The sequence below is a fragment of the Marisediminitalea aggregata genome (genome assembly GCF_900129565.1).
Taxonomy (GTDB): domain Bacteria; phylum Pseudomonadota; class Gammaproteobacteria; order Enterobacterales; family Alteromonadaceae; genus Alteromonas; species Alteromonas aggregata.
Window position 1 is genome coordinate 1 of record NZ_FQWD01000010.1, and the last position, 17283, is coordinate 17283.

Annotated in this window: 27 protein-coding genes; all 27 read right to left on the minus strand. The window is 47.5% G+C overall.

Translation table 11 applies throughout. The features are described from left to right. Positions 1 to 298: 298 nt before the first annotated feature. The 27 genes from BUB81_RS21125 to BUB81_RS21250 all read right to left on the minus strand — a co-directional run bounded on the left by BUB81_RS21125 (position 299) and on the right by BUB81_RS21250 (position 17165). A complete protein-coding gene (locus BUB81_RS21125) occupies positions 299 to 1513 on the minus strand; it encodes a phage minor head protein (protein ID WP_073325351.1) in 1215 nt (404 codons plus the stop codon). Between the two features lie 4 nt (positions 1514 to 1517). Further along, complete coding sequence (locus tag BUB81_RS21130) at positions 1518 to 2420, minus strand: DHH family phosphoesterase (protein WP_073325352.1); 903 nt, start codon at positions 2418 to 2420, stop codon at positions 1518 to 1520. Positions 2421 to 2437: 17 nt separating this feature from the next. Next, positions 2438 to 3883, minus strand: coding sequence for a phage portal protein family protein (locus BUB81_RS21135; protein WP_073325353.1), 1446 nt, complete (start codon positions 3881 to 3883; stop codon positions 2438 to 2440). Next, positions 3873 to 5504 (minus strand): phage terminase large subunit, encoded by a 1632-nt coding sequence (gene terL, locus BUB81_RS21140; protein WP_073325354.1) that lies wholly within the window; start codon positions 5502 to 5504, stop codon positions 3873 to 3875. The genes BUB81_RS21135 and terL overlap by 11 nt, the downstream gene beginning before the upstream one ends. Beyond that, a complete protein-coding gene (locus BUB81_RS21145) occupies positions 5497 to 5994 on the minus strand; it encodes a DUF1804 family protein (protein WP_073325355.1) in 498 nt (165 codons plus the stop codon). The genes terL and BUB81_RS21145 overlap by 8 nt, the downstream gene beginning before the upstream one ends. Then, positions 5994 to 6212, minus strand: coding sequence for a hypothetical protein (locus BUB81_RS21150; protein ID WP_073325356.1), 219 nt, complete (start codon positions 6210 to 6212; stop codon positions 5994 to 5996). Before BUB81_RS21150 ends, BUB81_RS21145 begins: the two co-directional genes overlap by 1 nt. After that, complete coding sequence (locus BUB81_RS21155; RefSeq protein ID WP_073325357.1) at positions 6212 to 6730, minus strand: hypothetical protein; 519 nt, start codon at positions 6728 to 6730, stop codon at positions 6212 to 6214. Before BUB81_RS21155 ends, BUB81_RS21150 begins: the two co-directional genes overlap by 1 nt. Next, positions 6718 to 7161 (minus strand): M15 family metallopeptidase domain-containing protein, encoded by a 444-nt coding sequence (locus BUB81_RS21160; protein ID WP_073325358.1) that lies wholly within the window; start codon positions 7159 to 7161, stop codon positions 6718 to 6720. The genes BUB81_RS21155 and BUB81_RS21160 overlap by 13 nt, the downstream gene beginning before the upstream one ends. Then, entirely contained in the window at positions 7158 to 7472 is a 315-nt protein-coding gene (locus BUB81_RS21165; RefSeq protein ID WP_073325359.1) for a hypothetical protein, read from the minus strand. The genes BUB81_RS21160 and BUB81_RS21165 overlap by 4 nt, the downstream gene beginning before the upstream one ends. Positions 7473 to 7558: 86 nt before the next feature. Further along, positions 7559 to 7963: a Mor transcription activator family protein gene (locus tag BUB81_RS21170; RefSeq protein WP_073325360.1), complete on the minus strand. Its 405-nt coding sequence runs from the start codon at positions 7961 to 7963 to the stop codon at positions 7559 to 7561. Further along, the gene (locus BUB81_RS21175; protein WP_073325361.1) at positions 7960 to 8361 is read right to left on the minus strand and encodes a regulatory protein GemA; all 402 of its coding nucleotides are present in this window, start codon (positions 8359 to 8361) and stop codon (positions 7960 to 7962) included. Before BUB81_RS21175 ends, BUB81_RS21170 begins: the two co-directional genes overlap by 4 nt. 192 nt (positions 8362 to 8553) lie before the next feature. Beyond that, positions 8554 to 9162, minus strand: coding sequence for a hypothetical protein (locus BUB81_RS21185; protein WP_073325363.1), 609 nt, complete (start codon positions 9160 to 9162; stop codon positions 8554 to 8556). Positions 9163 to 9179: 17 nt separating this feature from the next. Next, the gene (locus BUB81_RS22225) at positions 9180 to 9353 is read right to left on the minus strand and encodes a hypothetical protein (protein ID WP_175555849.1); all 174 of its coding nucleotides are present in this window, start codon (positions 9351 to 9353) and stop codon (positions 9180 to 9182) included. Between the two features lie 16 nt (positions 9354 to 9369). After that, a complete protein-coding gene (locus BUB81_RS21190; protein ID WP_073325364.1) occupies positions 9370 to 9615 on the minus strand; it encodes a hypothetical protein in 246 nt (81 codons plus the stop codon). Further along, positions 9590 to 9844, minus strand: a complete 255-nt coding sequence (locus BUB81_RS21195) for a hypothetical protein (RefSeq protein WP_073325365.1) — start codon at positions 9842 to 9844, stop codon at positions 9590 to 9592. The genes BUB81_RS21190 and BUB81_RS21195 overlap by 26 nt, the downstream gene beginning before the upstream one ends. Continuing rightward, entirely contained in the window at positions 9841 to 10059 is a 219-nt protein-coding gene (locus BUB81_RS21200) for a hypothetical protein (protein WP_073325366.1), read from the minus strand. The genes BUB81_RS21195 and BUB81_RS21200 overlap by 4 nt, the downstream gene beginning before the upstream one ends. Before the next feature lie 42 nt (positions 10060 to 10101). Continuing rightward, positions 10102 to 10377, minus strand: coding sequence for an HU family DNA-binding protein (locus BUB81_RS21205; protein WP_073325367.1), 276 nt, complete (start codon positions 10375 to 10377; stop codon positions 10102 to 10104). 226 nt (positions 10378 to 10603) lie between these two features. Beyond that, on the minus strand, positions 10604 to 10756 hold the full coding sequence (locus BUB81_RS22230) for a hypothetical protein (RefSeq protein ID WP_175555850.1): 153 nt from the start codon (positions 10754 to 10756) through the stop codon (positions 10604 to 10606). Beyond that, entirely contained in the window at positions 10746 to 11456 is a 711-nt protein-coding gene (locus tag BUB81_RS21210; protein WP_073325368.1) for a DUF3164 family protein, read from the minus strand. Before BUB81_RS21210 ends, BUB81_RS22230 begins: the two co-directional genes overlap by 11 nt. 9 nt (positions 11457 to 11465) lie before the next feature. After that, a complete protein-coding gene (locus BUB81_RS21215) occupies positions 11466 to 12497 on the minus strand; it encodes an AAA family ATPase (protein ID WP_073325369.1) in 1032 nt (343 codons plus the stop codon). Further along, positions 12487 to 14208 (minus strand): Mu transposase C-terminal domain-containing protein, encoded by a 1722-nt coding sequence (locus BUB81_RS21220; protein ID WP_073325370.1) that lies wholly within the window; start codon positions 14206 to 14208, stop codon positions 12487 to 12489. Before BUB81_RS21220 ends, BUB81_RS21215 begins: the two co-directional genes overlap by 11 nt. Then, a complete protein-coding gene (locus BUB81_RS21225) occupies positions 14208 to 15224 on the minus strand; it encodes a hypothetical protein (RefSeq protein ID WP_073325371.1) in 1017 nt (338 codons plus the stop codon). The genes BUB81_RS21220 and BUB81_RS21225 overlap by 1 nt, the downstream gene beginning before the upstream one ends. Further along, complete coding sequence (locus BUB81_RS21230) at positions 15217 to 15684, minus strand: hypothetical protein (RefSeq protein WP_139241654.1); 468 nt, start codon at positions 15682 to 15684, stop codon at positions 15217 to 15219. The genes BUB81_RS21225 and BUB81_RS21230 overlap by 8 nt, the downstream gene beginning before the upstream one ends. Positions 15685 to 15687: 3 nt before the next feature. After that, positions 15688 to 16134, minus strand: coding sequence for a hypothetical protein (locus tag BUB81_RS21235; RefSeq protein WP_073325373.1), 447 nt, complete (start codon positions 16132 to 16134; stop codon positions 15688 to 15690). Continuing rightward, complete coding sequence (locus BUB81_RS21240; protein ID WP_084526787.1) at positions 16131 to 16406, minus strand: hypothetical protein; 276 nt, start codon at positions 16404 to 16406, stop codon at positions 16131 to 16133. Before BUB81_RS21240 ends, BUB81_RS21235 begins: the two co-directional genes overlap by 4 nt. A gap of 19 nt (positions 16407 to 16425) precedes the next feature. Beyond that, positions 16426 to 16890, minus strand: coding sequence for a hypothetical protein (locus BUB81_RS21245; protein ID WP_073325374.1), 465 nt, complete (start codon positions 16888 to 16890; stop codon positions 16426 to 16428). 11 nt (positions 16891 to 16901) lie between these two features. Then, positions 16902 to 17165, minus strand: a complete 264-nt coding sequence (locus BUB81_RS21250; protein ID WP_073325375.1) for a helix-turn-helix domain-containing protein — start codon at positions 17163 to 17165, stop codon at positions 16902 to 16904. Positions 17166 to 17283 lie beyond the last annotated feature (118 nt).

Below are 17283 nucleotides of genomic sequence, written 5' to 3' on the forward strand. Positions count from 1 at the left end.
ATGGTAGTGTGGGGCTTCCCCATGTGAGAGTAGAACACCGCCAGGCTCCCAATTAAGAGAAAGGCCCACTCATTTGAGTGGGCCTTTTTCGTATGCGCGTGATAATGTAGGGTATTGATAGTTTTTAAAATTAGATAAAACGAGAAAATCACTTGCCAGCCCTTTTCACATAAGGGATTGACTCATTTATTACCTGAGCGCGGTTTTATAATAGGTTTTGAAATATTTTGGCACTCTTCGAGTTTTTACTGGTAAAAAAGTGGGGGGTTAGTGGTAAAAATGTTGTCGATAATTACCGCTAATTAGCACCGGCTAAACTGCCAAATAGTAGTAGATAGGGTCCATTAATAAGTTCGGTACCGGATACCGTAAACGCAGACTCAACGTAATTAAGTTCTCCCTGCCCAGCTATAGTCACAGAAAGAGCCAAATACCCGTTGTCACCCTGTTTGGCGTAAACCAGGCTTTGGGTTGATTGGTTGTATAACACTGCATCAGGGTTTCTCAATATCGCCGGGATCTGGTTTATAGATGAAAGTGCAATGCTTTGGCTAGGTGAACCATTTAGCATTTGTGCAATACTTTTGTCGCGAATAGCGACCGCCGCGTTCGTTGGGTACCGGAGTTCGTCGGCCAGCTCATTTATAACGATGTTATTGAAGTAACCTACCCCAATAGCGCCGCTATCTATATCTGTTTTACCTTTTACAACCTGGTACGCAACTTTGTTTGAAAAGCGTTTAAACGGGTTTTCAAAGTGGTTTAAATCGATGTTATTGAGTGCGGCCTGTCTTAAATCGGCTGGCACTTCCATCAGCTGCTGGCCAAACGCCTTCTCTGGGCCCAGCCATTCCATACCAACGTTATAATCCCAACCAAAGCCTATGCCGTCATATTCTCGGGTTACTTCGCCAGTTTCGGGATCTAGCGTGTCGGACTGGCGAGGCATTTCTACCGTGGATTCAGTTAAACCTTCCTCTTCCATATCGTCCTGAGAAAGTGATCTAACGCCACAGCGGCATAGCCAGTCATTTGGTGGGTAAATTAGCCGCCATATGGGGTGGTCAATACGGATAACTTTCTGGTGCCATCGCTGGTGCGACTGACGCACCCGTTCATCACCAACAGTTAGGTACTGCAGATATGGCCGATACTCGCGCATACGCCATAGCTGTTCCCATTTACCGGCCATATAAGCAGTGATCTTGTTGGTTTGAAAAATCACGCGGGTTCGCCAGCCCCGTTTACCGTTGTATGACCAACCGTGTTTGTCTACTATGCGATCAAACTCTTTTCTGAAGTCGTTTAAAGTACCGCCAGATTCAATAACCTGGTTAACAGCATTATAGAAGTCGGTAGCGATGGCCAGTTTAGCCGCTCCGGCAACGGTAAAGGCTTTTGAATGTACAGGCCCTACCAAATCCCGCCATTGGCGAGATGGTATTACGAGTTTATTCTGAAAGAACTTAATGGCTTCTTTGAATGGAAGGCCATCTACCTTTATATCAGCCATTAAATCAATTCTGCTGCTTTAGTGGGAGTTTGTTGAGGTCGTCGAACGCAATGCGGAAGCCTGCTGCGTTTTTATGTCCACCGCCACCAAACAAGCCAGCTATAACTGAAACATCTACACCGCTAACTTGCGAGCGTAGGCTGTATGTCCTGCCTTTACTTGTTTCGTAATAACAAGCAGCAAAGGGTTCATCTTTACTCATTATGTTGCCAGCTTCACTGCTAAAGAAATAAGGTGCATTGAGCACTGGCACGTCATAGCCAGCAATAACGGTTCTATGCGCAGCTGACCTGATGAGTTCGTTGACATCCTTCATATGCTTTCGCATAAGTGCGACCCCTTCTTCATAAAGGGAGTCGGTTGAGCGTTCCAATATAAGCTCATCCCATATGGCAAATTCGTAAGGATAACTAAATACAGCTGCTTGAATCTCTTTAGTACCAGGCAATTCAAAACGCCATAGGTCACGGTCTTGAATATGCTTAATTAGAGCAGGTGCAGGTTCATCGTGAAAGAAATCCCAAGCCAACATGGCACCCGATCGTTCCATATCAAACAGAGCGCCAACTAAAGGTTTGTTTTGTGATACACAGAAAGGACCAAGTTCATTGAAAAAACCATCATATCCCAATTTTTCCTTCACCACTTCTAGGCCAATAAGGTCTTGCTGAGCCGATTTATGATGGTCGAGTATAATAATGCTGTTTGCCTTAAATGAGAGTTCATATAAGACGTCAAGTGCATAGCTGAAATCGACAATAATAACGTCTCGGCCAGTAACGTCAGGGGCTTCATGACCGTAGTGGCCAGCGTAAAACTCAACATCATCTCCCAGCGCATGACGAACAGCCCATGCAGCACCAAATCCATCTGCACAGTTTCCATGATAGATACATAACTTTTTCATTTGAACTTACCTTATATTTAACTTTCACTTACCATGCCGCGTCCAAAGTCACCTTCCAGTTCCTGGGTAACAACGTTACGCAGTGCTTCAGTGTCAATGTCAGCGTATGAATTAACGATATTGGTTAATACCTCGTCTAGGGTTTCACCCGCATCGATGGCCTGTTTTACCTGGTTTATGATCTGCTCAATGGCAATATCCTGTTCAGTCCATTCATCTTCTGCTTTAGAAAATTCTGACTGTTCACCCGGTGTTTTTTCGCGGTTTTGGTTACCTGTGAATACAACGTCCTCACCATCTGTAGGTTCAGATAACTCCAGACGCTTGTAGATGTCTTCGCGGCGAATAGGTACTAACGAGCTGGCCTGTTTAAAGTAGTTAACATCGCTGGTATTCAGCTCTTTTTTGTCTACATACTTAAATTTAGGGGATTCAACGTTGGGTCCAAAATTCACTTCGGTGATCATCTTGAACAGTTCGTTGTAGGTGTCGGCTACCAGGGCTCTGTCGGCCTTTAAGTTTTCGACTGTGCGCTGCGCGTGGGTTTCGGCTGCGGCCCGGCTACCACCGTCTATGATTTCGGTACTTAGGCTCTGGCTGGTAAGTGCCTTACTCATTTCGCGGTTGCACAAGTTAACCAGGCGTTCCTGTGGAAGCTCACCGCCTGCTTTTGATTCCAGCAGCTGAAGGTCGACCCCTTCAGGAACAGCTGCAACTGCATCTTCAATCATGTTCTGCAGGCGTTCAACCAGCTCCTGTATACCTTTGTCATCGGTACCTTGTGGGTATCTACCTATTGGCCATGGAACACCATATTTTTCGCAGAACTTAACGAAGAACTTCATACCGCCGTTTTTGAACATCCATGGCCAAAAGCAGCAGCTTAATAGTGCAATGCCATACGGGTTTTGGCGATCTGGCATGTGACGTGTTACCAGCCAGCGGTATGGCTCAGGCGGTTCACCTTCGGGCAAATGAATAGTGCGGATTAGTAACTCGCCATCAGCATTAAAAGCATAAGATTCTGTACTGATATCAAATATTTTTTCTGGTACCAGCTTGCCATTTAACACCTGCCACTTAACGTGGTGAACACGTCTTCCAACGAGCGGCGCTTTGCCTATAGACCAGGTTACGTCAGGCCAGCGCATTGCGGCATTCGGTTGCCGTGTAAAAATGCTTTCACACAGCTCCCTGGCTTTGTCTGCCTGAGCACTGTCATCACCGGCTTTAATTTCATATTTAAAGCCCAGTAAACCTGCTCGTAGAGGGCGAACTTCACCAATCACATGGGCGTCAGCCAGTATTTCGTTATATACCGCGTAATCAACACCGGCCTTACGCAGGATAACGTCCGGGTCGGGTAATTCATTCAGCAAGTCAAGCAGTTGCCGGTCCAATAGGTTGTCAATAACCTCTGAATCAGTCAGTGCATTCTTCTTATCTATGACTTTATCCGCCATGTCCATACCCTCTCATGTCTGTTGTGCCTCGGCGCTTAGCAGTGCCTACTTTGGGTAATCCGCCTGCGCCACTTACTGCCAGCATCCACAACATTTGCAAACAGTCCGGGCCATCATCGTGATCGGCTTCCGGCCAGTGCCTTAGTTGGTCGTAAAGTACGGTTTGAGAGCTGTGTAGCAATATTTCACCGTTGCTTATGTAGGGCTCCAGGCTCTCAATACGCAAGTCTTTGTCGGTGTTAGGCACAATGCCCCTGGTTGGTACCGCAATACCTTTCTCTTTTCCGCGTTCCATTAGCCTGGTACGCATGAATTCCTGAAACTGCACCGCTTCAATACCCCACACCATGCAGTTGTACTCACGTTGAAACGTAATGATGTCTTCAATAATGAGGTTAGGAATGCGCCGTTTAATGCTGGCTTCAACTACGTGTAAATTACCTTTTTGCCTGTCGTAACCGCCTACTAGTATGGCGCTGGGGTCACGCTTTTTGTTTTTCTTGCCTAGTGACGGGTCACATGCGCCGTAATACACCCATCGGTCGGCCATATGTACCCAGAATTTAATGCCGGTAAAGGTGGCTTCTTCTTCGTTAGTTGGGTCGTTTTGAAACTCGCAGTCAAAGGCGTGTTTATCGTCGGCACGTTCCATCATCAGGAACAACAATGGTCGTTTTTCAGGCCAGCTTACAATTGCGCCTTCATCCATTGCTTTCTTGCGTTGCATGTAGAACTGCTCGGCTTTCTCTTCGCCATCGTTACGCAGAATTTCTTCCCATTCTTCCCACAAGTCCATGTTGATTGGCCAGCGGATAATCGACTGAAATTTAGAATGTTTAAAACTTGGTAGTTTTATGGTTTTGGCCAGTACCGAGTCGTAGTGTAAAAGCGTGCCGATATAGAATATTTTTAATGAGCCATCTGGTGGCCCAAGTTTCAATACCGCTTTTTTAAGCCATTTAAAAAGCTTCTCTCGCTGCTCTGGACTACGCACGTTTTCATCGTTCTCAATGTCGTCCAGTTTGATTCTGTCTGGCCGGTATGCCCCATGCCGAATACCCCGTATTTTTTGCCCAGCACCAAAAGCGGTGACTTTTATGTTGTTACGAGTCACCATTTCGCCAATCTTCCAGGTTGGCCCCTGGCCTGCAATTTTCGGGTAGTCCTGGGCCAACCTTGGGTTTGTATCAAGTTCGGCTTTAATCGCCTCCAGCATCGGCGCAGCCTGGCTTTCAAACGCATCCATGATAATAACGGTGTTGTGGGTCTGCTCGGTGATGATTTCCCATAGAGTATGCAGTTGGGTGGCGATAGTGGATTTAGCCTCACCACGTGGCGCTATAATGGCCTCGCGGACACCTTTTGCAGTGGCTGATATTTCCGGCAGGCGTTTAAATAAGTGCTTGTGTAATACCGATTCAGTGTCATCGATATAATGCGGAAAATAGGTTTTACAGAAGAACTTAAACCCAGTAACCGGATCATGCGTTTTTCGGTTGCGCTCGGCCCTGGCGTCCTCGTCTGCAGCGAAGCCTTCTACCTCGTTTTCGATCTGCAGGCGTAATTCATCACCTAGTTGCGTTAAGCTCTTTAAGAACTCATTAACAGAGGTCTTAGCCATAGGTTTTGCTTACCTCACGGCCAAAGGGCTCCAGAATTTCCAAGAATGCATTGGCATGCTGTGGGTAATCGTTTCGAATAAATGTGCTTAATAGCTGCAGCAGCTCCATTGCAAAGCCTATTTTATCGAAGTTGTTACTGGTGCCCAGGAACTTGCTGACTTTGCTCATTGAGTCAGCCCACTTAGACATTAAATCAACCATTTCTTGGGGTTTTAGCTGCTCTGTTTTTTCGATTGATTCAAAGATGCGTTCACTTTGAATGTAAAATCGTTCCAGCACCTGGTTGAGCAGCTCCTTTTTACCGCCCTGGGAGAGCAGTAGTGCGTTGCGTGCCGTATCCCAGTCGTCGCCTTCGTCCTTTGCACGCTTTTTCCAGTTACGTGCGGTACCGTAGCTTACGCCATGCTCAGCAGCTGCAGCGGTTAAGTCCTGCTGCTCATTTACATAGGTGCTACGCACTGCTAACTGGGTTTTGGATGAATGCGCCATTAACCGCTAATACCCTTCTTGATTACATCAATACTTACTGCAACAAATGCAGCTATCGTTGCCGAAATACTTGCACTGTGAGTTTCCTGCTTGCGTAAGCGGGTATCTAAGCCTCGTTGATGCTCCCACTGGTTTTGGTTATCCTCTTTTAAGCCATCAAGCTTGGCGTCAATTTCACCAAGTTTGGTAAATAGCGCCTGTTTAGTTGCGTCGTCCATTAGCGTTCCCTTTCACTGGCGTCCATTGAGCCGCCAAAGTAAAAACCGGTTACTTCTTTTCTTTCATCAAAAAGCGATTTAATTGCCATACCAAGAACATTGCTAACAGCCGCAAGCAAAGCCGCATCGTCGCGAAAAAAGTGCAGGACTACGCAATTAATAATGACCAGGCCAACAATAAACGGTAGGTTATAGCGCATAACGCGCTCTGCTATTTTGTCGGCCTGCTGCGGGTGAATTCGGTAAGTTTGACGGGCGTCTTTGCGGTCTTCATATGCCGCCATTTTTAGCTCGTGCTCATTTTGCAGCATCTGCTTCTTCAGTTCGTTAGCGTAAACAATATTGGTTGAAACAGTTTGCAATGCCTCTTCGGGCGTATCTTTTCGGGTAACGGATTTAGCCAGGTCAATTACTTTGCTGGCAACCTTTCCTGTTACCGTTCCGGATATCTTTTCTTTTAGCCAATCATCTACACCAGCTGCTTTTGCGAGCGCTAGTGCAATGGTTACAGGTTCCATACGTTTTCCTCGGTCAGTTCGAAATGGGGGTAGTCTCTGAATTTGTGATCACGAGTGCGACCGTCACTGTCCCAGTCGCCCCCCCAAATCACTTGGTGAGAAATTTTGCCAGCCATATAAAGCTGTTTCGCTATGGTTAATACCGCGCCCGCAAATGCTGCGAACGCTAATGCGTCTTCCCAATCGGTATTTTTTAGCTCTTTGAAATACGGCCCCATATCAATGGCCATACTGGGATATTGGTTGTGCTTCGACAGTGGCCAACGCAATTCGCTGTTCCCGCTGGCCACCGCCCTGTTTTGTTCTATTTCACCCCGGTAGCCACAAAAAATGCTGTGGTCGATGTACTTAATTAACTCAAGGCAGATTATTTTCCAGTCGTGATGACAGGTTAAGAGGCGGTCCCACGATGTAGCACTGTATCGGTTCATTTGCTGCCTCCAATAAGTTCTCGCATCGCCTGGCAATTACCCAGTGCGGTAGAGCGTAAAGCGGTTTTCGGCTTGTTCTGGAGAGTCTCTGGCAACAACGAGAATTTGTAGGTATGACGGTAGTCTGCTTTTCTTTGGTTAGCGATACGTCTGGCTTCTTTCAGCTGCTTACCAATTCGAATTAGCGATAAGTTACTGCGCAACAAGTCACGTAAATGTGGCGGGCAAGTTGCGGCCAGCTCGTTTCTACGTGCTTTATCTCGTGCGCGGCTTATTTTTACCGCAAGGGAAATTAACTCTGTGGCTCTCATGGCCACAGCATGCAGTAATGCTAAAAGGGGAATATCCCGAAGTAATTTTCGTGGACAGGTATTTGTGGAGGCGTGGATATCGTGGGCTAAAAGCCCGAGAATTTCAACTGTTGATTTTGGTCTTGTCCACGGTCGACCGTTTCACCCGTGCTAATGATTTTTTGCAGTTGGTAGCGGGTTAGTTGATATTTAATAATGAGTTCGCGCATTGAGAGGCGTGTCGCGTCGTCGCGGATCATGTCGTTGCGCAGGCGTTTTTCAACGTTGTTAACTACGGGTAACTCGAACTCCTGGTTAGGCCATATTTCTGCGAGAGCCCTGTGCACGTCTATGCCGAGCTTTTTACTTGCAACGTGCTTAGAGGTTGGTGATGCACTAATATAGAAACTCTGACCACCATACTGCTGTAACAGCTGATAAGCAGCGTCTGGGCCAATGGCCCTGGCTATAACTTTACTTGAGTTACTAAAGTGGTCGAGTGTAATTGTCATTTGATTCGCCCTGTGCTGATGTTTTCACGTGCACACCACTGCTTCAGGGCCTCAACAATATTTTGTAGTTGGCCTCTTTGTGCACGGTATAACGATTTTCCATCTGTAAAGCGCTTGCAGAACGCTTCCATCGCTGACCTGTCTGGTGTGTTCAAACAGTTCTCTTCCCCTAACCGCATCCACAAAAATTTAATGGTGCGGACCAGCTTTGCGTTCTTATTGTTCGGCTCCCAGCCCAAGCGTTTAAACTCGTTTAAAACTGCTTTAATTTCGGTTTTATTTAGTTCCGTACTGCTAGATTTACCGGTAATGCGATTAAGCAGGGCCAGGTAATCGGCTTGGTCCATGTTCAGCTTTACCTGGGCTGCTTTAATTTGACGGCGTAGTGGCTCACTCATTGTTTAACCCTGAATCCTTTACATACTTTTCGGAAGCAATAAGCGCTGAGTTCAAATTTCCGAAATCTTGAATCACCAATTGGCCAACTTGAGGGAGCACATCATCAACAAACGTTCTCAACATTTTGATCGTCTGTTTCATGTCATTATTTTCAGCTGATAGCTGATTCAACTGTTCGATTAAACACATTTTTAAGACTCCAATGTCTCAGCACGGTCTTTTACAAACCGGTATACATCACCAAATTCGCGCACTTCCTGTTCTGTAAATCCTGCATCCTGGAGATCTTTCAGCTTCAGCGAATTGAGTAACCGGAAAAGTAACGACGTGCCATTGTTGGTTAGCTCATTGGTGTTAAACAGGTCGGCGATGCTCCCAGGGTTAACCTGGTCAACTTCTGCCGCCTGTGGTTGTTCAGCTGTCTCTAATGGAACAGTTTTGGCTGCTGGGGCTTTCTGGGGCTTTTTAGGCTTAGCGGGTTGCTTGGGCTTTGCAGGCGTTTCCATTACATTGCCAGCGCGGCTGTACTTCTCTACTCGACCTTTTACCGATGTGTGTACCATTAATTTGTTGGCTGTGGCTTTTTCAACACCTGATTCGGACAGAGTGTAAGTGCCGTTCTCAAGTAATATTACCAATTGCTCAATACGCAGTTGGCGCAAGCAGTGGGCAACTTCGTACTGGTCTAGTCCACTTTGGTTACGGATGTCTTTCGGAAAAATCATTTTTGAAGACCGAGCAAGTACTGAAAGCACGATCATCTTTTTTTCTAAATCGGAGCGGGGTGCATCTTTGAACATGGTTTTCCTCACTTACGTTAATTGATTTCGGAGTAACTTAAGCCAAGCTCCCTGGCTAATTGCACGTCTTCCCATTTACGGCGATTCTTACACTGTTTTTTTTGCTCCTCAGTTACTCTGGTGCTGGGTACCGTGGTGTTTTCGCTGTAGCGGTCTTTTGCGCTTTTAATGACAAAGTGCCCTGGTTTCATGGTGTAACTCCTCTGGTTACTGCACCCCGCCCATACTGGCCGGGATGGTTTCTCTTGATTCCAAGCGAGCTGCGGTGTCTCTTAATGCTGCGATACCACTCTCACGGTGAATGTTGCTGATATAGTCAGAGACGGGGTCGTTTTGTTTGAACGGTGTAACGACTAAAAAGAACCCCATGTCTTCGCCGTAAATGCGGCGAAGCTTTTTCGTTAGAATCTTTGCTACCTCCCGTAATTCACGCTCTTGCTGTAACGTTGCCATCAAGTGCCTCCATCGTATTTTTGCGATGTGACTCTACTACTCGAGCAACATCTATTGCAGACTCACCAACCTGAACCGATACACCGTTGTCCATAATGATTTGGGTGCCTATGAAGTGATCTTGCATGCCTTGGCCCTGAATGCCTTTCCACAGGCAGACTTTTGCCAGGTCTACGCCAACAGACATTTCACTTTCTCTGCCAAACCCTCTAAAAACATGTGTTTTCATGCGATTTCTCCTTCAGCTTTCTTGAGCGTTTCCTCAAGGATTTTCGTAACCTGATTCGGGGTTTCCCCTACCAGGATTGTTTCACCGCTATCTAAAGTGATTTCGGTACCGCCGTAACCCAATGAGCTTTTGTGCTCCCAATTAGTGATACGCTCCAGAACTACACCAACTCGTTTGCTTGACGGGAAAAAACCTGTAAATACATATGGTGTCATTTGATGTTTCTCCATTGGGGGGCGCTTAGCGCCCCGGTTAAGTTATGCGTTTACGGCATCTTTTAAGGATTTACCTGCTTTAAATGCAGGCGACTTGGAAGCGGCAATGGTGATCGCCTCTCCTGTTGCAGGGTTGCGCCCCTGACGTTCGCTACGTTCTTTCACTTCAAAGTTACCGAAGCCAGTGAGGCTAACCTTGTTGCCTGCAGCCAGGGCGTTAGTGACGGCATCGGTGAATGCATCCAGAGCGCGTGCCGCTGAGGCTTTTGACAGGTCTGCATTAGCGGCGATTGCATCGATTAATTGTGCTTTGTTCATAGTTACTCTCTTTGTTGTTAAGGGCTTATGCCCGGTTTTTAACGGCTCTGTTGCCAGTGCCAATGGTGGCGACGAAATCGGAGTGCTTTACTCTTCTTCATCGCCGTGAACTTCACTTGTTCTACAAATTTTTGCTGGGAACTCACCCATAATGTTGTTAGCAATTGATATCCCGATAGATATGCCTTTCACAACGTCAGGGTCTTCAATTTCAATGTCATTTAATTTAATCCGCTTCGTTTTTTTTCAAAAGCGTGAGGATTTGGCCTAACTGGTCCTTGCGATGTTGATAGACTTCCTCAATTTGCATTAGCAACTGAGAGGCTTCTTGGCTAACGGAAGCCGATTCAACAACTGACGTATCTACATTAAGCGGCATTGGCTTTCTCCTCTTTGGTCTCAACCTGGGGAGCTACGGCAGCGATGCTGCTAAATTGCAACGGCATGGCTACCCAGGAGTCATCGTTAATGTTGCGAATGTAAAAGCGCAGGTAAGCCTTACTGCCGCTAATAAACAGGCTCTGCATGAGTGCTGCCTTGGCACCGACGTACAGTGGGTGGTCAATATCTTTATTCAACAGGTCGATTAACCGAGAGGTAGAGTACTTACCGTTCTTAGCTGTGGTGGCGATATCAATAAACTTAACCGCGTCCGGCCCGGCTTGCTCTTTGAGTACGTCTGAGTACAAAGCAAACTTTTGAATGGCTACTTCAATGCTGCTGTCGTGTTCAATGCGATCATCAACGGCACGCTGAATTTTGTACTTGCCATTCACGCTAACGAACTGCACGTTGCCCTTAATTTTGGTGAACTTCTTTATGCCGTGCTCTTCCACGCAGCGCTTAATGGTTTCTTCAATTAGGTGCATTGCGGTGAACTTAAATTCGGCCATTTCGTCGTGCAGGGCTTTGGCTCTGGGAAATATCGTATTTACCAGGGCGTCCTCTTCGCGCTCAAGGTCGGTTAGGTTTTCCAGTTTTACCAGGTCGCCATTGGCACGCATGGTATAACCAGGGGGGATCTGAAATTCGTCTGTCATGGTTTGTTCCTGTTTGGTTAGTTTGTTTGTGTGTGACATGCTCCCCCCTTATATGGCTGATGCCTTACGCGGTATTGCTGGAGGGTGTGCAATACCCATATAGGATTTAGCAATTTTGGCCATTAGCTCGCGGCTAATACCGCCATAGCTTTGGCTGTTTTCGCGAGAATGCTTATCGAGCATGAGCACCTGCTTAATCAAACTCTTGATTAGCTTTCTGGCGCTGCCGCCAACCAGGTCAAAGGCGTACCGGGCTACCTCGTCGAAGGTCTCGTATTTTGTGATCATGTCTTCGGTGATGTAGGGCTGCATCAGCAGCTTTACGTCTTCAGGCGATATCTTGTTGATAATCTCGGGCCAGAACACCACGCGACTTTCAATCAGGTCGTAGCGGTTGTCGCCCATGGCTACCATGTTGCGCAGGTTTACGTTACCGGCCAGTACTACACCGCAGCCGGTAGCATCGGATATGGTGCGTAATGGATCGGGCGTGTCTTTTTGGCATTTGTCGGTTTCGTCAAGAATGATTAAGCGGCCCGTGTCTTTAAGCTGTTCCACAATGGCGGCAACTTTGGCGCTTTTGCGGTGCTGACGTCCTGTTTTAATGCTTAGGGCATCCAGCAGCATATCGATAACCGCCGTGCTGTTTATTACTTCGCTGCCGCATAGATAAATGGTGTTGGGGTGCAGCTCGGCGTAGTGGCGTAGGCTGGCAGACTTACCCACACCAGGCGAACCGGCCACAACGGCAAAGCCGCCTTCAGCTCTGGCCATGCGGCAGGCATGCTGCACAATCATCCAGATGCTGGTTTCGATAAAATCACCTGGGCGGTGTTCGCGCTCGGTGTCTTCCATAATGGGCAGGATTTTGGCAAGCAGGCCATCGGCCTTAACCGCATGACGACCGGCTAGCAGCGTTGAAATGTACGCATCACTTACCCCGGCGCAACGTGACAGCCAGCGGTTTGTACGCGATGGGCTGGCGTTCATCCAGTCGATAATGTTGTTAACGTGGGTAATATCCTGCTCCGAATAGTTCTCGTTAAAGCTGGCAGGTTTATCAATGGTTTTAGCGGCCATGGGTAGTCTCTCCTGGGTAAATGGATAACGGGTCGAAGTCGTCGTTTTCTTCGGGTTCTGGGTCGGGAGCCTGGATAACGTTTTGCATCAGGCTGTCAAAGTTCAGGTCGTCGTTCTGTGGTGCCTGAGCTGCCATAAGGTTGCTGAAGCTCTCTTCCAGTTGGTCAATATCGCTGGCTTGCTCAACATGCAGCGGGATATCGCGCCCGGCTTCCATACGCTTTTCGTGGATCTTGTTGTTAAGGCGTTTGGTTTGCTCCAGCAGGCGTTTGCGCTGCGCGTCTTCAATACGGCTGGTAGAGATATAGTCTTTCTTGTTTTTCAGCGTGGCAGTAGTGAGCCAACGTCCGTCCATGTCGAACAGACGAATGGTGCTGTCGTCGTGCAGGTCGTACTCTGCAACGAGCTTTTTACCTTCGTACTGGTAAAGGTATTCACTGATGTATTTACGCTTGTGTAGCGTTACCAGCGAGCGGGAAACGGTAACCTCTTCTCGGGGCTTAACCAGTAAATTGTGATCCACCACCGGAACACGATCTAACTGGGCCCATAACTCAGCTGGCGTAGTATTTGGTTCTTCGGGGTGAGGCCGGTTGTGGTACAAATTCAACCAGTCTGTAAACGCTTCACACCATTCATCCACAGTAGGAATATGGATCTTGCCTTCAGCTGCTGCTTTTTCAGCTTTTACAGAGCTGCTGAACAAGCGGCTGGCGTCTGGGCTCATGTCGTAACCGCAGTACGTATCAAAGTCTTTGCCGAAGTCGTCTTCCATTGTGCGGAAAAAGCGTTCAACGTTTTTTGCTTTAGCGTTACCAGGTAATGCCCAAATTGGCTCAATACCAAACGATGCATAAAACCCGGATGTTTCGCTGTTCATTAGCTTAGATTTAAAGCCGCTGCCGTTATCGATATGGATAAGCGCCGGCACATGGTTATGGGTGCCCATGGCATGGCTTAACGCAGCCATGGTGCTAATACTGGATTCAGCAACACTCAGGTACCAGCCAACAATGTAGCGGCTACGTACGTCCATAAAAACTGTAAGTTCGGCACGCCAGAGTTTGCCGGTACGCGGGTGGCGCAGGTATTCGTCGATGGTGTGGCCATCGCCCTGGAACAACACGCCTACCGGCAGGTTTTCGGTGGTACGCGATATATGTTCACGCAGCGCGTCTTTGTATTGCTTGCGGCCCATTCGCCAGGGCGAGCGTTCCTGCAGGTCAGCTGGCAGCGTGCTAAAGAAGTAGCGCACATTGTGTTCTTTGGCGCTTTTAAAGCCGTATTTTTCGCGCAGGTCGCGGGCAACCTTACGTATGCTGGGCTTCTGTGGCTTGTGATATAACTCAAGCGCACGGGCTTCCCAGCCGTAGTCGTTGCGGGATGTGCCATTGTGCTTGGGAAGCAAACCATTTTTGCCCGTATCGTCGTAGGCTTTACACCATAAGCGGATGGTGGCAGGTTTAGGACCATTTAATGCAATGTAGGCTTTTACCAATGCTTCGTCGGCTTTGTTGTGTTCACACTGCTGAATAACGTGTGCCAGTGCCGCTTGCATGGTCATTGTGGTTGCCGCTTTTTGAACAGCGGTAACCATGTGCATGCGTTTGCTGGCAATAGAGCGAGCTTTTTCGGTTGCGCGTGACCAAGGGTCACTGTCGTGAATAACCTGCTCTACGATTTGGTTAAATTGGTGAACAGCAGGATGCATTATTTACGCCCCCGTTTTTTACGAGGTTTGGTAGCATCGTTGTGCAGCAAAATAATGGTTTGGCGTTTGTTTTCGGCCTCTTCCCATTCTGCTTCACTATAGGTAGGTAACTCGGCATCAACGCCGGTTAAGTCATCGCCAAAATGCTCTTCCAGGCGACTTATGGCCAAGCCAATTTGTTTGTATGGCGCGGCTATAAAGTGATACAGCGCTTGTGCAGCCATTTTAGCTTGTGCGTAGTCTAGGTTAGGGGCAATCAGCCGCTCTACCAGGTTAACCGCGCTCAGGCCGTGTTCGTGAAGCTCCTGGCTCACTGATGGGGCTTCCTGGCGGATCATAGCGACCAGTGGCATGAGTCCGTAAATCTTCTCAGGTGCCTTGGTTATTTTTTCGCGATTCATTTCGTTAATCGCGTCGGCGTGCTGTATTTGCAGCTCTTCAAGCTGCTTCTTCAAATTGGCATTCTGGGCTTCAAGTTTGCTTTCGCTTTCAAAGTCCAGGTTCATTTGTTTTACCGCTGTTTTAAGGGCGCGCACGGGCATTTTGCTTAGTTCCTGCAGTTCTTCTGGCTGCAGTGATTTGATCTTTTCTTCCGGGAGACGGGTGAGTTCGTTTAGTTGGCTAAAGCTGAATGATTCAAGGGTGATGTTTGCATCAATTTCTAATTCGCTCGACGTCGAGCGATTTAAATCTTCAGATGGCAAATACGAAGACGTCTTCGTATTTAGAGCTGGACAATTCAGAATCAGGTCAGCAACGGCAATCCGTTGCTGAGCAATTCTTACTTGAATTCCACGTTTTTTTAACTCTGAATCAAACTCACCATGCGGCAACTGCTCTTTTAGTGCTTTATACGCCAGGCCAGCTTTAACGTGGTACAGGCAGGCATATACCTCGCTGTTTTCTACAATGGCCCATAGCTCGTTTTGCTCGGCTGGTAATGTAAACTCTTCTTCTCCCAGCTTTGTAATCAGCTGGTGCATAATGGTGTTAACTGGTGCTGCAGGCTTAGTCATTGCTTGCCTCCAGCCATACGTCATACTGTTTTAACGCCGTTTCAAACTCGTTTAAAGGCATGGTAAACAAGGCTTCAATATCGAAAATGCTGAGCGCTTCGATTCTGAAATCGCGTTCACCGCAAAGGCGTAACGTGCGATAAAGGCTTATGTTTTGCCATTGCCCTGTGCCCGCGCCACAAATATTCCAGGCTGCACTGAGCGTTGCGGCAATTGCATAAAAGCGGTCGTGCATTGCTACACATTGCTGTTTGAAAGTGTCGCTAATAATGTGGCACATAGAATGGTGGCCACTTGAAATCATTCTTCCTAATATCGCCTGTGCACAGACTTTTCGTGCGGCTTCCAGCTCGTTGTTGTCGAGCAAAATAGCACGGGGTAGCAAACAAAATTCCTTAATATGATGCATGTCTATGCACATGCATGGTGTGTCGTCTAATCCCTGTATTGAGAAAGTCATGGCTTATCTCCTTCTTATCATAATTTGCTGAAGTGCCCGTTCTAAGTCTTTGGATTCCTGCTGGCGCATTTTATTGCTTACATCCAGTTCGGCTTTTTGGCGTAGCAGGTCGGCTCGCATATCAGCCGGTTTAAAGCCCAGAGGATTGAGTAGTGCGGTCATAGGCTCAATTGATTGAAGTGCCCAGCAAATAGCAGGCATGACCCAGGCCGGTACGCAGTTCTCCTGGCTGGGTGATAGCCATTTATTTAATTGAATCTTCGTTACTCGTTGCCCGGTGTCTCGAAGGCATAAGTTAATGCGATCCAGAAACCGGTCACGGCCGAGGCCGCTGTTACGTTCGCATTGTTTGATAATGGCAATTACATCCAGCTCTAAATCGAGGCTGGGTGCGTTTTCAGTGTTCAGTAGGTCCAGGTCGAGCTGGTCTAATAAATCGCGCTGGGTCATGCTTCACCTCCAACCTCAGAGGAGATACGTCTCCATGCGTTAGCGCCTTGCTGGTCGTTTCCACCAACGGTTTCCCAAACCTCACCATTAGCAGTGAAAGCCAGGCAACCAGGGCAGAAGTCTTCCGGGTTGCGCACTGCATCAATCCAGCCGGACACATTGCCCATATACGTAATTACCGCGCCGCTTTTGTTCCAGTCGCACACGTGCGACTCGCGCCACGCATTTGCAACTTGCTTACTGCAGTTAATTTGCTCTTTAGAATTGAACATGTGTTATGCCTCCACCGGGTTACCGGTAAAAATCCGTTGAAGCTTTACCAGTGACGGGCGTACCAGACTCTCCTAGCATTAATGTTGTTTTTGAATCGGTGGAGAGAACTTGTGTACCAGGCTTTGTGTAAGACCGTTGAACGGCCATTACTAGGTAGTGTTTTAACGCTACAAGACATTGAGCTATTGCAGCAGGAAGTGAAGGCTGTTGGGGTACGGTCACTTCTTTTGCGATTGCCGCCTTTACCTGCAGTGGAATGGTGCTTATCGGATGACCCAGATACTCGTGACACACTGCGTGCAATGCCCAATCGGCGTCACTTAGTGTGGTTGGGTCTTTTGCTTCTTGCGCTTCGCGCAGAACGCTTACAGGCACAACGAGGGATTGCTGTTTCAGGAAATATAGAACATCTGGCCGTTGAGCAGCTTGCAAACCTATATCGGTGGGTACCGGCGTTAAAATGAGAGAGCGAGTAGTGATCATGTCAGTTCCCCTTATGCGCTTAACAGTTGAGCAAGCTCTTGCTTTTTTTGCTCACGCAATTGGGCTTTGGATTGGCGGTACGGCTCCACATCGTGAAATACATCTAGTAGTTCAGCATCAATGGCTTTGCATACCGCTTCGGCAATTTCACGAGAATAGGAGGTTTTATTGATGACCTGGCCAACAGCAGCATCGCTTTTGCCTAAAATTTCGGCCAGCATTTTGATGGAAAATCCACGGGCTTTTAATTCCGCTTTAATTTCTTTCGGGGTCATAGTATGTTTACCTTGCGTGTGGTGCTTTTAGTGAACCTTGGCGGGATATCTAAAAGCGTTTTGTTAATGTTCATGTTTAACTTAGTGCAGAAATCTGCACTTGTAAAGCATTATTGTG